The organism is Dysgonomonas sp. 521, from assembly GCF_010501055.1.
Taxonomy (GTDB): Bacteria; Bacteroidota; Bacteroidia; order Bacteroidales; family Dysgonomonadaceae; genus Dysgonomonas.
This window is the reverse complement of record NZ_QVMO01000084.1, coordinates 1-15,556: the sequence shown is the minus strand read 5'-3', so window position 1 is coordinate 15,556 and position 15,556 is coordinate 1. Positions and strand designations below refer to the sequence as shown.

The following is a 15,556-nucleotide window of genomic DNA, read 5'->3' as shown; positions in this document are numbered from 1 at the left end:
CGAACAGAGAAGTTAAGCCCGGTCGTGCCGATGGTACTGCAAGTATGTGGGAGAGTAGGTTACCGCCGTTTTAAAAGAGAAGTCCTCATAGGTAAGTCTATGGGGACTTTTTGTGTTTGGATAGCATAGCCAGTGGCTATATAATAAAGAGGGATAACCAACTGGCTATCCCTCTACTTCTATAATAAGATATGTTAGATACTGCTGTTATAAGATAACACTTGAGTTGCCTCTGTTTTCGTATACGTAATTATCTTCTACGTTTTTAGCATAATTGACAATGTCAGATACAGTAATATTTGTATTGGGCTTGTCTAGCATATATTGTACATAGAATCCTCGTATATATCCATGAGGTAGTTCTGTATATCCACTAGGAGCTGCTGCATTGAGGTCCAATTTCTTAATATCTGTTTGATCAGCATTGATATATAGCTTATATCCTAATTCGGCATCGGTAAGAGGCCTGCACCAGCGCACATTCAGATAATGATACGTTTCATACTCTTTGGTGTCTACATAATCGTGAATAATCACAGCGCCAAATGTTCTGTCAGAGTTTTGTACGGCAAAGTCTGCTGTATAAAACAAATGATATATATCACCCCATTTTCCATCACTATAACAGCCACCATTAGGGCCTAATCCATTACACCACGGACCATCTCCATTCAGTCGCGCACCTCCGGGCATCAGGTTGAAACCATACATATTAGTATTCAATGATGCTCCGAACCAATAGACTTTGTACGGACTATTATTACCCTGATCAATGTTAAATGCTAAAGGATTTTCTCCGGCTCTTGTTCCTAGGGTAAAGCGTACATCTCGTTCATTGAGAGTGGTATGGACAGGATCATGCGACGTGTTGAACGGACACATGGCGAATAGCTGCCTGTAATCGGCCGGAACAGGCAATCTCCATCCCTCGACTTTGTTTCCGTCTTCGTCTGCCATAAAACAATGTTGATTCATATAATCTATACTAGGATAGCTATAGTACCTTCCATAATATTTTTCGAAGTCGTCAATGACCGGTATCTGGTAATATTGAGGGTCGATACGCACATGTTCCATATACTTGTTAAGTAAATCCTGCGTGATAGGAACATCGTTTTCGAAACCATTGCCCGCAGTAATCTTATGATCAAAATTCCTGTCAATCCAATAATATTCGCCTATACGTGTGGCTTTATAATCGCCCAGCAACGTATAACCTCTCAGATCATAGAATTGTAGCTGCTGAGAATCCGGTATAGTTCTTGTCTGAGAATTTATATACAAGAAGGATACCTCTACGCTTGAGTTTCTTACAATAACTTCTACCCGCTTTTGGCTGGCTACATAGCCATCGGGAGTTTTTGTTTCTTCCACTACATAAATACCTGCCGGTAAATCTGTAATATTCATTGTTCCGGAAGTAAGGGTATAAGTACCCATAACTTGGTTATTACTGTTTAATACCCGGTATTCCCCTCCGTTGATTAGGGAGCCATTATTGATTTCCTTGGCTGTGAGTGAAATACCACTGGAACTACTGTTGTCGCTATCACTACATCCCTGTAGTGCTGCGGTCATGAGGAGTATACATGTGTATACGAAAAATTTAGTCTTCATTTCTTTTTTTTTAAATTTTAGCAAGTTAGCTAGTCTTGAGAAATGAGTTAAGGTCTGGCTAGGCATTTAGCCAACATAATGTATTACAACGTCTTATTCTATAAATAAAACATACTTAATGTAAGATTTGTTCTTTTTAATAATGTTAAAAATAAAAATATAAACACGTGATAATCTTATAATTGTGTGCAGGCCTGCATTTTAAATATACAGGGATAAAGCTATACACATTTATAAAAAAGATGTATCTTTGTTCGCCACGTTAATAACAAATAACTATGCCAAAAGTTTCGGTAATAACACCAACATATAATTCGGAAGATACACTTCATGGTACTGTAGATGCCTTATTGAGGCAAACATTTTCTGATTTCGAATATATAATTATTGATGGAGTATCAAAAGATAAAACGCTGGATAAGATAAGAAGTTATATTCCTGCCTTTGAAGAAAAAGGAGTAACGGTACGCATTGTAAGCGAGCCTGATAAAGGTGTTTATGATGCCATGAATAAAGGAATATCCCTAGCGGAAGGAGAACTGATCGGGATTAATAATTCGGACGACTGGTATGAGGATAATGCATTGGAAGTAATGTGGAAAAAATTTACTGATGCCAAAGTAGATCGGGATAATGCCATGATATATGGTATAGAGCGCGTATGGAAAGATGATAAAATATTTAATGTACAGCGCCGCGGAGCCTCCTTCATTTCAGAAAGTGTACTGCCACATTCTACTTTCTTTGTGTCAAAGAGCGTATATGAAAAATATGGAGCTTTTGACTTATCGGTAAGGGTTTTAGCCGATTACGATTTCATTTGCAGATGTGTAAGCCAAGGCGTAACGCTGGAAGAAGTGGATGTGGTTATTTCCAATTTCCGCCTGGGAGGCATTTCATCCTCTTATTTTGACTTCTATGAAGATTATTATAAAATACAGCACAAATATGGCTTTATAACAGACAAAAAGTATAAAGAATACAAATGTATTTTAGGCTTTAAAAAGATTATAAATAAGGTAATAAAGAAATGGTAGTTTAGCACTTTTAAGCCATTATTATAAAATTAGTTTCTAGTCTTTTAGAAGATATTTACCTCTTTGTAAAAAGCCTGAAATAAAACTAAAAATTTGAACGAATAAAATCTGAACAGTTTCTAAAAGTAAAAGAAAAGGTTATATATACCATTGCATTTATTCCTGTTTATATTATATGGGGGATAGTGTCAGGAATGATTATTCTTCTCTTGGGGAAAACCCCGTTTAGGGTTAATTATGGTTTTGTGTATAATCTGGACATACGTGTTACAATTAACATCTTTCCGATGATTGTTTATATGACAAAAGGCTTAAGATGAACTTGTTATATTAGAAGGGATAGTTTAAATAAGAATATGAGGGAATCGGTATTTTAAGGGAGGCCTTACATTCCTTTTTTTCTTGCTTTTCCCGATAAAAAATCGTATATTTGTTAGATTTTTAAACGCAAAACGTAGGGCGGCTATTCGCCTGTTAAACAGCAAAAACCAGATATGACTGAGAACCAAAAAATTGCAAGCGAATCTTATTCCGCGCAGAATATCCAGGTGCTTGAAGGCCTGGAAGCTGTAAGAAAAAGACCAGCGATGTATATCGGCGATATAAGTGAGAAAGGATTGCACCACCTTGTGTATGAAGTAGTGGATAACTCCATTGACGAGGCATTGGCAGGATATTGCGATGAAATCAAGGTTATCATACATGAGGATAATTCAATATCGGTAAAAGATAATGGCCGTGGTATCCCTGTGGATATAATGGCAAAGGAAAAGAAGTCTGCCCTGGAGGTGGTACTGACAGTGTTGCATGCCGGAGGTAAATTCGATAAAGGTACATATAAAGTATCGGGAGGTCTTCACGGTGTGGGGGTATCTTGTGTCAACGCGCTTTCGTCTCATCTCCGTGCCGAGGTGCATAAGCCGGGATATATATATGTGCAGGAGTATTCTTGTGGAAAACCGTTGACTGCCGTAGAGAAAGTAGGCGAAACAAAAAATAGCGGTACGATTATTACATTCAAACCTGACGATACTATCTTTACGGTTACCGAATATAAGTATGATACGTTGGCTTCACGTCTGCGCGAACTGGCATTTCTCAATGCCGGAGTACGTTTGTCATTGACGGACGAACGCCAGAAAAAGGAAGACGGATCATATAAATCCGATATATTTTATTCCGAAAAAGGACTTGAGGAGTTTGTACGTTATATAGATGCTTCGAAAGAAGCGTTGATAGATGATGTCATCCATATCGTTACCGAAAAACAGGGCGTTCCTGTAGAAGTGGCGATGACTTACAACACGTCTTACAACGAGAATGTATATTCGTATGTAAATAATATCCATACAATAGAAGGAGGTACACATCTTACCGGATTTCGCCGTGGACTGTCGCGTACACTGAAAAAGTATGCCGATGATACAAAAATGCTTGAAAAAGTAAAGGTGGAAATTAGCGGGGATGACTTCCGCGAAGGCCTTACAGCCGTAGTATCCATCAAGGTTGCCGAACCTCAGTTTGAGGGACAAACAAAAACCAAGCTGGGTAACAATGAAGTTATCGGCGCAGTAGATCAGGCAGTAGGAGAGGCTTTGGCTATTTATCTCGAAGAACATCCGAAAGAGGCTAAGACTATTGTAGAAAAAGTAATCCTTGCTGCAACAGCCCGCGCAGCAGCCCGCAAAGCCCGCGAACTGGTACAGCGTAAATCGCCGCTTACCGGTGGAGGCCTGCCCGGTAAACTGGCTGACTGTTCGAGTAAAGATGCTTCTAATTGTGAAATATTCCTTGTCGAAGGAGACTCGGCGGGTGGTACTGCCAAACAGGGACGCGACCGCGGATTTCAGGCTATCCTGCCATTAAGAGGTAAGATACTGAATGTGGAGAAGGCAATGCCTCACAAAGTCCTTGATAGTGAAGAAATAAAGAATATATATACAGCGCTGGGTGTAACGATAGGTACAGAAGAAGACTCAAAGGAGTTGAATCTGGAAAAGCTTCGTTATCATAAAGTGGTGATAATGACCGATGCCGATGTGGATGGAAGCCACATTGCCACATTGATCCTAACTTTCTTCTTCCGACACATGAAAGCCTTGTTGGAGAAAGGCTATATCTATATTGCCACACCGCCGCTATACCTGCTGCGTAAGGGTAAAGTAGAAGAGTACTGCTGGGATGACCGTCAACGCCGCGCCTTTATAGACAAGTATGGCGACGGGGACGAGAATGCGGTGCATACACAGCGTTACAAAGGTCTTGGAGAAATGAACGCGTCCCAGCTGTGGGATACGACTATGAATCCGGAACATCGTACACTGCGTCAGGTAACCATAGAGAATGCTGCCGAAGCGGATCATATATTCTCCATGCTGATGGGCGAAGATGTAGCTCCGCGCCGTGAGTTTATCGAAGAAAATGCTACTTATGCCAAGATAGATGCATAAGGAATATAAATAAAATAATAGGAAAATAATTTAATCCCTTTTAGGGGGATTAAATTATTTTTTGTTTTATAGAAAATCTCAAAATAGAAACGAAAGGTTCTGGTTATTAATTTTATTCTCATGTTATGGTAGTTGTACTTTTCTCGTGGATAATAATTTTATTTACAGTTATTTCCTTTGGCAGTATATTTGTTTCCTTAATAAATCATCTATGTAAAAAAGATACGCAATACAACTTTGTTGATTTATTCCTGTTAGGCACATGTTTTATCGCCGGGCTATTATCCATAACATCTTTATGGTTGCCTTCAAATCATTATATGCTGTTTGCATATATAGGTATATCTATTGTTTACTGGCTATTCAACAAAGAGAAACGGATAAATATAGTAAACAGGGTGCGATATATTGTTGATTCCATATCAAAGCGGAATTGGCTGTTGATCGGAATCTCGGTTTTTGCCTTCCTTATTTATATGAGTTGGGCCGGACATTTATTTGATGCTACATTCTACCACTACCAAAATATCAGGTGGAACGAAGAATTTGCTGTCGTTCCCGGTTTGGCAAATATTGAAAGCCGCTTTGGATTTAACTCTAACTTTCTGCTGGTTAGTGCTATATTTACCTTTCGCTTCCTCTTTGGAGAAGCCATATATACTTTTCAGTCGGTGCCGGTCTTGCTGGTCTTATTGTGGATATTTTCCGAGTTAATCAGAAGTAATTTTGAGTTGAAACGAATCATATTATTAATTCTTTTCTTTTTCTTCTTTGCTGTCAATATTGATTATATCACAGACTCCTCTACTGATATTATTCCCAATACTTTTATTTTCTATTTGGTAGCCCGTCTGGTTTTGTATCCCGATATTTTTAAGAATAGTAGTTTATTGTATTTTATTGTGCCTGTTTCGCTTTTCACATTTAAGGTGTCGTCAGCTCCTATTGCGATAATAAGTTTGGGCGTTTTATTTTATCTGCTTAAGGAAAAGAATTATAAAACTTCTATAATTTTTATTTCTCTTGCCCTATTGGCTGTCGTCCCTTGGATTATACGCACAGTGGTAATAACAGGCTATCTGTTTTATCCTTTGTCTGCAATAGATATTTTCTCTTTTGACTGGAAACTGGATAAAGATGTGGTTGACTTCGAATCCTTCGGAATTTCTATCTTTGCCCGCGGCGGGTTCAATGATTTTGTAACATTTGGCTATTTTATAAAATATGGATTTGGTACCAATAAATTATTTTTTATAACAGTCTTGATAATGATGATAATGTGCATTCTTACAATATTGTCTCTGTTCATCGTTAGCTATAGGACAATAAAGAAGAAGTATCTGCATAAGAGTTATTATTGGATATACGCAGCCTTATTGGTATATGTAATTTATTGGTATGCATTAGCGCCAGATTTTCGTTTCGCTAATGGCGCATTCTTTGGTATGACTTTTTTGATCATCTCCCTATTTATTCCAAAAGAGAGATGTTATCCGAAGATGTCGGGTATCGTAGTTTTACTTTTTGCTACAATAATGTTGCTTACTTCATTTAAGCGTATATTTAATTATTACCTGCTACTTTATCCTGTTTCGGTAAAAGAAGGCCGCACTCCGTTTTATTCAGCATTGTATATGCCGTATAGTTCTAAAAATCAGGCGGAGGCAAGGCGTATACCTCAGGAATATACAGAGTACCCGATGGGCGATGTTATACTATATATTACAGCAGACACTCTTCAGGGGATATGTTATGATGTCTTGCCTGCTACGTCGCTGGAACTACTAAAGAAACATACAAGAGGACCGGATATTCATACAATCGAATCACGAGGTAGAACCTTACAGGACGGTTTCAGACCTAAAGAGTAGATCGTTGTTTCATACCCCCCAAGTATAATGACATAATTTCGATATAAGAGACAGGCTGCAAAAAATATTTGTAGCCTGTCCCTTTATGTCTTACCCTCTTTCTCTTGCTACTGTTTGTTGTGCGTTAAGGATGGCTTTTCTTACCAAAAGGAAGTAAAAGGCTAGAGCTTTGTCTCTCGGCGACCCACCAACGGAACTTATGCACGGAGTTGCAACACAATGTCAAGACAGAGGATAGCCCTCAATGTCATTAAGTTAAGCTTTTTTCCTCTTTGTCATGCTGTGGTACGAAGCATCCCTTGTAGACAAAGTGCTTTTAAGAAAAGAAATCCTTCATTATCGTTCAGGATGACAGACTATAAGATTTCTTTAACTTGATGACATTGGGATAGATGACCCTGCAAATCAGGCGTCAGCCAGCGCCGTTAGCAAGCGTACGGCGAAGCGGGGCGCAATGCTTTTTTGCTTACTTTTGGAGCTTCGGCCAAAAGTAAGGCAAGCAATCTGTGATTGCGCGCAGGATAATAGAACGTTTTAAGTAGCAATGGCATAATTAACTGGCAACGATAAATATAGTTACTTTTTAACAATTACGATACATAAGCGGGTATGTAACAAATAATGCTCGGTTACAACTATTTGTTCGCAGGTTACATTTGCAGAATTACACATTCGCATCTTTATATATTCGCAACTAATCTCTATATTTGTACGCTGTATCTAAGAGCCTGTTTAAATTTTAGCGAAAATTTTTATTACAGGCTCAGGTCAATAGTTCTTAGCAATTTTTTTATGCTCTTTTTAGCGTCTTTTTGGCTCCGCCGATTTTCAATTCCCTTTTTACTCTTGGTTTAGCCCGCTAAACCGGCTGGCAAAAATGATAAAATCCATCTAAAAATAGCTATAAAAAAGACTTGCTATAAAATTTAAACAGATTCTAAATTTTAACAAAAAACAATGACAATAAAGAATATATACATCACAACATGCATGGCCTTGCTATTTATAGCCTGCTCTTGCGGTAAAACAACTCAAAATACAACGACCGCCGAATCTTACCAAAAGGTTTCACCCGATTTTAACGCCGATAGCGCGTATGCTTATGTGGACAAACAGGTTTCCTTTGGTTACCGTATACCGAATACAGCGGAACATGTGGCTTGTGGCGACTATCTGGTGGCAGAGATGAAGCGCTTCGGCGCTGAAGTACAGGAGCAAAAGATGGTTCTGACCGCATACAATGGTACGAAGCTGAACGCGCGTAATATAATAGCTTCTTACGGGTTGGATAAGAAAAACCGTGTATTGCTTTTCGCACACTGGGATACACGCCCGTATTCGGACCAGGACGCGGATCCGGCAAACCATAAAAAGCCACTGTTAGGCGCGAATGATGGTGCCAGCGGGGTAGGTGTATTGATGGAGATAGGGCGTATAATGCAGACAAAAGCACCGGAAGTGGGAGTTGATATTATCTTCTTCGATGCCGAGGATTACGGGATACCTGATTTTGCTGAAAAGTCCCTAATAGAAGGAAATACATGGTGTCTGGGTTCACAATACTGGTCTGAAAAACCTCATGTACCTAACTATAAGGCAAGGTTTGGTATATTACTGGATATGGTCGGCGCCGAAGGCGCTACTTTCTATAAAGAAGAAATATCCAGAGCGTATGCCGCCAATGTTGTAGAAAAGGTGTGGAGGACTGCCGGACAGTTAAGTTATGGAAAGTTCTTCATAGGCAAAGACGGAGGAGGAGTTACAGATGATCATGTTCCTGTGAATCAGATTCGTAAAATACCTAGCATTGATATTATCGATTACAGGCAAGAGATGGATCATGGTTTCTTCCATTCGTGGCATACACAGAAGGATGATATGCGCAATATAAGCAAAGAAACACTGAAAGCTGTAGGACAAACAGTTCTGGAAGTCGTATATAAGGAAAAATAAACAGAGGGAAAAATGGCTACAATAAACGAAGTACAAGACGAGATAGTAGAAGAGTTTTCGATGTTTGACGATTGGATGGATCGTTACGCGTTACTGATCGAATTAGGAAATTCTCTTGATAAACTGGACGATAAGTCCAAAACGGAGGATAACCTTATTGTAGGCTGCCAAAGCCGTGTATGGCTGCAAGCGGACTATATAGACGGCAAAATAGTCTTTAAAGCGGAGAGTGACGCCGTGATAGTCAAAGGTATTATCGCCTTGTTGATTAAAGTGTTGTCGAACCGCACTCCGGATGAGATCATCAATGCCGACCTGTACTTTATCGAGAAAATAGGATTGAAGGAAAATCTTTCGCCCACTCGTTCCAACGGGCTGGTTTCCATGATAAAACAAATCCGTTTTTATGCAATGGCGTATAAGGCAAAAGAAGGACAATAATTATGAATTATAAGTTATGAATTATGAGTTTATATTTCATTCTTAATTTATAATTTATAATTCATAACTCTTAAAACGCCCTGTAAATAATCATTCGTCCGTCAGTATCTATCTGGAACTCATTACCTGTCGATTCATTGAGGGTTGCCTGCCACCAGTTTGTAAACACCCTGTTTTCGATGGGATACGTCAGGTTGTGCGATGTAACCGTACAGCTATCTATGCAAAACAGCGAGACCTGCTGTCCCGCATAACTTTCGAACAGGGAACCGGAGCCGGTACCTACAAAAACGCCGTAGTCTGTTACCATCTCCACTTCGGCACTGTCCATATATTCGCACAACAGGCTGATATTGGCTATTGTATGGTCTTCGCGTTTGCCTGTTGCTCCCAGTATGGTAATTCTTTTCCTACCATGCTGTACGCAAAAGTGTACAGCTTTGGCCAGGTCATTTGTCTCCTGCTCGGGGATACGGTGGATAATGCCGTCAAAACGCCTCCTGTTTTCTTCCGAAAGCGAATCGCAATCTCCGACTATGGCATCGGGCACTTTGTCGATACCGCTTTTTGTCAGGTTATTGGTAGCCCCGTCGCAGCAAACGAGATACTCACAGTTTTTGAGTATAGATAAGGCTAAAGGATTGGCAGGAAAGTTACCGTTGGCAAGTATGACTGTATCTGTTTGTTGATTAATATAGGGCAGATTGTATTTTTTCATTCTAAAATTATCATATATATATAGGCTGTAAAATTAGTAAATAGTTTAGGATTAATTTTTGATATGCAGAATAAAAAAGCTTTATAATCGATGTCGCGTTAGGGACAGAATATTGGAAGAAAAAAGAATAAGCTTTGTTGACAGCCGTTCCTGCATAAAAAAACAGCAGCCTAGGGGTAGGACTGCTGTCTAAAAAAATCTAAGTAACTTTACATCTCTTTTTCCTCTGTTTGTAGTACAGGATAAAGAGACCAAATAAGAATGCAATTATAATCAGATCGGGTTCGCTCATGCGCTGTGTTTCGTCAGTCAGGTCGAGAGACCTGTTTCCCGAAAGGGCTTCCTCCTGTTTCTTTTCGAGGATTGCTTTCTGGGCTTCGTTTTCTACAACAATGTATGACGTAAGAGGTGTCATTATCCGCGACTTGAAGCTATTCTGGATGAGCGACAGCCATTCTCTGTCGGCTGTCTGGGGATGTAATACCTGCGACATCCATTGCGCCTGCATCCGCAGTCCCGATATCCAGTCTTTCTCTTTGATGTCATTGTGGATGACGGCTATACTTTTATCCTTGTTCGCAAGGATGATTGACGGTTTGTTGTCGTCGGGAAGATAAACTGCCGGATTAGCAGGATTGGGCCACGCCTTCACAGTATGGAGCGGTATAGAGTCTATATTGTCGCAGACAACTTTTGTTCCGCTCTCAAAGCTATGGGAACGCAATGAGTCATTCCCGATAGAGTAAAAGTAATCACTTTCGGGATAAGTGAATTTCAAATCGCCCAGCCCCTGATTGACTATCCCTTTGTCTATATTGTCGCTGACAACCACTATTACGGGATATGCATTCGTTGGATTAGTATATGCATCGAAGAGTATCTTCTTTATAGCACGGTCGAGGAAAAAACCACCTTCGAAGACCTGTTTCGATATGCTTTTTCCCAAATCGGGACTTAGGTTCTCTTCTTTGATATATGTATTTGTGTATGATATTCTGGCATCTTCTTTCCTTGTATCGATAAGGTGTTTGTCGAATAGATTGTTGATAGCTTTGGCATATTTAGCCTGCCTGCTTTCCTTTATTTGATCCGATAGTCCTTTGGGACTCCACCGATGATTGTATTCGTACCATGTTTGATTCGGGTCGTTCCAATTGGCAGAAACGTCGACAATAAAATGGTAATATGGTTTACGTTCCACAGTTTCCAGTTTGTTCTTATCTGTGGTGGAAAGATAGATAACATCTTCGGTCTTTACTGTAGAATTATTGCTGACTTGCTGCTGTATTATCGAATTTCCCAGGCTTAACGTGTATCCGTCTATCGTTATTTCCACAGGGTCTTTGTGTATGAATTCTATGCCTGTGCGCCGGATTTCCTCTTTTTGGAAAGGGAACACTTTAAACTCGACCAGATTGCCGTGCAGGTAGCGCAAAAGTCCGGGGTCACGGTTTACTGACCTTATCTGGTCGAATACCCATGTGGCAGCCTTTTTTTCGGCCAAGATGCCCGGTTCTTTAACATCGCCTACATACAGGTAATAGTCGCTTATCCAGCATCCTTCGGGTAGGTTTATGTATGTTTTGTATTCAGCGTTCCACAGAGGTGTATCGCCATTCTTTATAGTGAGGTCTATCCAGCTAATCCATGCTTTTTTGTCGGTGTCGTATTCGCTATGGTGGCCGATGTCTGTAATCTTAATGTCTGTAGTACCCCTGCGTACCGATGTCCTGTCCCTGCTGTTGTCGTAGGAAGAACCGTTGAACAGGTCGCGCATCATGTCTTTTTTCGATTGGGAGAGGTTCATATTGTCCATTACCAGCCATTTGTAGTAGCTGGACAGGAACGGGGTAGACCGATAGAAATACATATCCCTGCCTTTAGCCCGGTGATCTATCGTTGAGAGCATTTTGTTTACCGCATTCGCGCTCAGTTTGTATTCCTTAGAGTAGTCGGGGCTATAAATATACTCAAGCGTCTTGTTAAGCATTACTCTGTCGTACAGGTAACTCACAGTAGTTCCGGCAGGCAGCACCAACAGTCCTGCTAAGGCTGTGAGGTATATTGTCCGCTTTTTATAGATTCGCTTGAGGAATCCGAAGTCATTTACCAGTTCGTTCAGGTGTATAGGGAAGAGCATCAGTGGCGTAAGCATCAGGAATCCTAGTCCGGCAAGGATGATCGCGAACATGGAGAATGGCAGGAACGGCAGGAATATAATGAAGAAGTACAAGGTGTAAATGAATGTAATCCATCTGCCAAAGAACATCAATAGACGGAGTTTTCCATCCTCCGGATTCGGTATACATAGCAGGATCGCATTTGCAAATGTAATGATGTAAAACCATATGCCGGAGAAGTCCCCGAACATATTGTCGAAGAGCGTATTGATGGTCAGTCCTATTAGCGGCATAACGAGGGCAATGGGTATCTTCCACATCAGCCGGTATTCGCGCAACTTGCGCTTGGATATCAGTATATAGATAAAGCGCAGTATAAAAAACAGGAATATCGCGGTTAAAAGAACGACGAGCAATACAAACATATCGCTGCCAATGGACGAACTTCCGTTCCACAGGCTGGATATTACTACACCGAATGCATAGAATATCATCGGTGTAAGTACTGCCAAAAGGATGTTTTGCCATGCCTTTTCATTCTTTGCATCAGGTGTTAATATTACTACGGTGGCAAACAGTGAGTGTATCAGTGTGGGCATCAGGAAAGAACCTACATACATGAATATATTGCCTGAAATCATCCAGTCGGGGATGCTGAACGGTATTATGCCATCCGAATTGTAGTAATAAAGATATATGTAGCTAATATAAGCTATCAGGGATACGATGCAATATATGAGGTCGAGCCTTTTCTTACGCCTGATTTGAATGAGGGCGTATGCCGCATTACACACCATCAGCATAATGAGGGCGGTTGCGAACGTGTGCCAGAGGGTAATGTTTGTTTCGCTCAAAAGGCTTTTTATGATCTTGAACTCGCTCCATTCAAGGAATAAGAGTATGGCAAGGGGCAGGGTATTCGACAGGAATAACCATTTAGGATTGAGTAGCTTTCTCATATTTGTGTTCTATTTTGTTTAAGATATGATTGAATGTAAGATATGCTATAACCAGGAATGTGAGGTACACAACGATGCCTTCAGCCTGATGCAGCCATGATAGCCCGGACAATGAAAGCAGGGGCGATTGTATATTCATCATAACCATGTATCCGGCAATCCGTGATACATTGGCAACGATAGTTGTTGCGTAGGCAAGGCATAACGCAAAGGGGATTTTGAGCCATTTATTGATTATCCCTGCTTTGATAATCAGGAATGAATACATCAGGAAACTGATAAAAAAGAAATTGAAACCTGAGCAGGACTTATTTATCACAATATCCAGATGTGGATAGAAGTAGCCGGTTTCGCTGCTATATGTGTATGTTGAATTAAAAATAAATGAAATTATCTTATTAGTAGGTGCTAGTAAGAATTGTAAAGCGCCGGTACTCAGATACGGAAAAATGAATTTTAATCCGATAAAGATAACCAGACAAATGGATAAGTAAACAAAACTATTTTTCATAAGCAGATAATAAAAAGAACTTTGAGATGCAAAGTAATATGATTGATTTTAATTATCCAAATTTTTTGAAGGATTTCAGGGCAACCGCGCCAAAATTTCATCATAACTTGTAGAAATGTTATCTTCGCTCCCCCTATTTTGCTGAAGTTACAGACCCTCAAGTTACAGGTCGTTGTTTGCATCTTCTTTCGGACATCTTATTGATAGGCTTGTGTACCTATTAACTTCGTAGTATATCTATATCTGATTAAGACATCGCTACAGATACCTCTATATTGGTCAAGTGCTGCTGATATATTCATTGTTACTCTATGTGTAAGTTGTTTAAAGCTACTGAAAATCAGTTATTTGGTTGATTTTTTTGTGCTAACTTTTGTTAATATAATTCATTAAAAAAATGAGAATATTAAGTAATTATTTAACGAACCGTTGAATATTGAAATGACAAACTTCTAATTTTTATGACTAAGACAAGTTGCTAAAACTCCTTTTGTGTAAAAGATTCTCTAAAAACTACATTTTTACCACTCTGAAAAACAGTTAATTGTAGAGAATCCTTTAAATATAACACATTGAACAACAAAAGAGATTCTTATAGAAAATGGCTTTATACAGATCATCTGGTAGGACGAAGACGTGAAGATTTCATGAACGATGATTCTTACTTAGCTTTTCATAATGATGCTAGAGAGATACTAAATCAAAGTAAAGAAGTATGGATAGAAGAATTTTATTTTGACAAATGGAAAGGAGAAAAGAAATGCGAAAGGATGGATAGCTTTTTTTCGGAATTTGGGTTATATCATCTTTCAGAACAAGATTTTTTCCTAAACAATATATATCATAAAATTTTAGCGAGCAGAGAATCTAATGATTCTCAACAGATAGAAAATTTAATAGAAAAAGAGAAAGAACAATTCTGGGAAAGTGAAAATGATTTTTGGTAGTTAAACAATACCTCTTTCCCCAAACAATAAATAATTAAGGAAAGAGGTACTTTTTGTTCAAAAATCAAGAGTGTACAACATTTTCATTTCTGGGGGTATAAAACCAATATTCTATAAAAAATGTTGCGTATAGTCTTTTGATTACTATAGCTTCTTTATAAGTAGATAAGCACGTTTACGATTCTTCCAAGCCTTATCATTTACATCAAAAAACTCTTTTAATTTAGTAGCTTGATATTCGGTATTATCCCCGTAAGAACTATAAATTTTGCGAATCTCTTCTCTTATATAACTTACTGCATACTTTTTTCCTTCTTTAAAAACGGCATATATAGAACTCATTATTGCAAATTTGTCCTGTCCTTGCTCACTGCGATGTTTTATTAATGCCAGATTCATTGTTTTATCAGATGTGATATTATTTAATGCAAAATCTTCTCCTAGTTCTTCGTAGGCTTCAACTATTAAAGAGTCTTGTTTATGAAGTGAATCACGAAATTCTCTGAATAGTGGTTCATCATATCCTCCATTTTCGCCGTTTAGTAAGTTAAGTTGCTCAATAATAGCAAGCCTTCTTTCCCTCCTGTTTTCAGCTTTAGTTATCTTTAATCTGTCATCATCCCCCAAAGGCTCATTAATATGTTGATATTTGACTGTAAACATAGGGGAGTTTTCATAAGTAGCAAGTAATCGGGAAGGGTCTATATAATAACCTTTTACCCTTTCTTCATCAAAATAGTTATCAATAGCAAAATAATTCCTGTTACCATTTTTATCAAGGTATCGGGAATAAGTAACTCGTTCCAATGCTTCTTTTAATGTATCTCTTATCCCTTCTGCATAATCCGGAGCATCCCCACCCAGTAATCCGGTTCTAAATCCATTAGAAATCGGTTCTAAAAATCTGCCATTCCGGCAGATATCCACCCAAA

Annotated in this window: 11 protein-coding genes and 1 pseudogene; 6 read left to right on the top strand and 6 right to left on the bottom strand. The window is 39.1% G+C overall.

Going from position 1 to position 15,556, the window contains the following annotated elements:
- Positions 1-207: 207 nt before the first annotated feature.
- Positions 208-1,617 (bottom strand): prealbumin-like fold domain-containing protein, encoded by a 1,410-nt coding sequence (locus tag D0T84_RS18245; RefSeq protein ID WP_163309292.1) that lies wholly within the window; start codon positions 1,615-1,617, stop codon positions 208-210.
- Between the two features lie 278 nt (positions 1,618-1,895).
- On the opposite strand from D0T84_RS18245, the gene D0T84_RS18240 reads away from it, so the two are divergent.
- From D0T84_RS18240 to D0T84_RS18230, 3 genes are all read left to right on the top strand, one after another.
- Positions 1,896-2,654 carry a glycosyltransferase family 2 protein gene (locus tag D0T84_RS18240; protein ID WP_163309291.1) on the top strand — a complete coding sequence of 253 codons (759 nt, stop codon included), beginning with the start codon at positions 1,896-1,898 and terminating at the stop codon, positions 2,652-2,654.
- 494 nt (positions 2,655-3,148) lie between these two features.
- The gene (gyrB, locus tag D0T84_RS18235) at positions 3,149-5,104 is read left to right on the top strand and encodes a DNA topoisomerase (ATP-hydrolyzing) subunit B (protein ID WP_163309290.1); all 1,956 of its coding nucleotides are present in this window, start codon (positions 3,149-3,151) and stop codon (positions 5,102-5,104) included.
- A gap of 125 nt (positions 5,105-5,229) precedes the next feature.
- The gene (locus D0T84_RS18230) at positions 5,230-6,975 is read left to right on the top strand and encodes a hypothetical protein (protein ID WP_163309289.1); all 1,746 of its coding nucleotides are present in this window, start codon (positions 5,230-5,232) and stop codon (positions 6,973-6,975) included.
- A 425-nt stretch (positions 6,976-7,400) separates the two neighbouring features.
- Here the strand turns inward: D0T84_RS18230 and D0T84_RS23085 are convergent, their stop codons facing one another.
- Complete coding sequence (locus D0T84_RS23085) at positions 7,401-7,526, bottom strand: hypothetical protein (RefSeq protein ID WP_255495467.1); 126 nt, start codon at positions 7,524-7,526, stop codon at positions 7,401-7,403.
- 406 nt (positions 7,527-7,932) lie between these two features.
- Between D0T84_RS23085 and D0T84_RS18225 the strand changes: the two genes are divergently transcribed.
- Together D0T84_RS18225 and D0T84_RS18220 are read left to right on the top strand one after the other, a co-directional pair.
- The gene (locus D0T84_RS18225; RefSeq protein WP_163309288.1) at positions 7,933-8,928 is read left to right on the top strand and encodes a M28 family peptidase; all 996 of its coding nucleotides are present in this window, start codon (positions 7,933-7,935) and stop codon (positions 8,926-8,928) included.
- Positions 8,929-8,940: 12 nt separating this feature from the next.
- Positions 8,941-9,369: a SufE family protein gene (locus D0T84_RS18220; protein WP_163309287.1), complete on the top strand. Its 429-nt coding sequence runs from the start codon at positions 8,941-8,943 to the stop codon at positions 9,367-9,369.
- Between the two features lie 70 nt (positions 9,370-9,439).
- Here the strand turns inward: D0T84_RS18220 and D0T84_RS18215 are convergent, their stop codons facing one another.
- The 3 genes from D0T84_RS18215 to xrtK form a co-directional block, all read right to left on the bottom strand.
- Positions 9,440-10,087, bottom strand: coding sequence for a thiamine diphosphokinase (locus D0T84_RS18215; RefSeq protein ID WP_163309286.1), 648 nt, complete (start codon positions 10,085-10,087; stop codon positions 9,440-9,442).
- A 199-nt stretch (positions 10,088-10,286) separates the two neighbouring features.
- Positions 10,287-13,166, bottom strand: coding sequence for an MSEP-CTERM sorting domain-containing protein (locus tag D0T84_RS18210; protein ID WP_163309285.1), 2,880 nt, complete (start codon positions 13,164-13,166; stop codon positions 10,287-10,289).
- Positions 13,144-13,677, bottom strand: a complete 534-nt coding sequence (gene xrtK / locus D0T84_RS18205) for an exosortase K (protein ID WP_163309284.1) — start codon at positions 13,675-13,677, stop codon at positions 13,144-13,146. The genes D0T84_RS18210 and xrtK overlap by 23 nt, the downstream gene beginning before the upstream one ends.
- 572 nt (positions 13,678-14,249) lie before the next feature.
- On the opposite strand from xrtK, the gene D0T84_RS18200 reads away from it, so the two are divergent.
- On the top strand, positions 14,250-14,624 hold the full coding sequence (locus D0T84_RS18200; RefSeq protein ID WP_163309283.1) for a hypothetical protein: 375 nt from the start codon (positions 14,250-14,252) through the stop codon (positions 14,622-14,624).
- Positions 14,625-14,768: 144 nt separating this feature from the next.
- On the opposite strand, the pseudogene D0T84_RS18195 reads toward D0T84_RS18200, so the two are convergent.
- Positions 14,769-15,556: pseudogene (locus D0T84_RS18195) on the bottom strand (hypothetical protein); the annotation flags it as partial.

Excerpts from the sequence above, each read along its gene's own strand:
- D0T84_RS18240 (WP_163309291.1), top strand. The coding sequence starts at position 1,896 with ATGCCAAAAGTTTCGGTAATAACACCAACATATAATTCGGAAGATACA.
- D0T84_RS18220 (WP_163309287.1), top strand. The coding sequence starts at position 8,941 with ATGGCTACAATAAACGAAGTACAAGACGAGATAGTAGAAGAGTTTTCG.
- gyrB (WP_163309290.1), top strand. The coding sequence starts at position 3,149 with ATGACTGAGAACCAAAAAATTGCAAGCGAATCTTATTCCGCGCAGAAT.
- D0T84_RS18210 (WP_163309285.1), bottom strand. The coding sequence starts at position 13,166 with ATGAGAAAGCTACTCAATCCTAAATGGTTATTCCTGTCGAATACCCTG.
- D0T84_RS18215 (WP_163309286.1), bottom strand. The coding sequence starts at position 10,087 with ATGAAAAAATACAATCTGCCCTATATTAATCAACAAACAGATACAGTC.
- xrtK (WP_163309284.1), bottom strand. The coding sequence starts at position 13,677 with ATGAAAAATAGTTTTGTTTACTTATCCATTTGTCTGGTTATCTTTATC.
- D0T84_RS18225 (WP_163309288.1), top strand. The coding sequence starts at position 7,933 with ATGACAATAAAGAATATATACATCACAACATGCATGGCCTTGCTATTT.
- D0T84_RS18245 (WP_163309292.1), bottom strand. The coding sequence starts at position 1,617 with ATGAAGACTAAATTTTTCGTATACACATGTATACTCCTCATGACCGCA.
- D0T84_RS23085 (WP_255495467.1), bottom strand. The coding sequence starts at position 7,526 with ATGCCATTGCTACTTAAAACGTTCTATTATCCTGCGCGCAATCACAGA.
- D0T84_RS18230 (WP_163309289.1), top strand. The coding sequence starts at position 5,230 with ATGGTAGTTGTACTTTTCTCGTGGATAATAATTTTATTTACAGTTATT.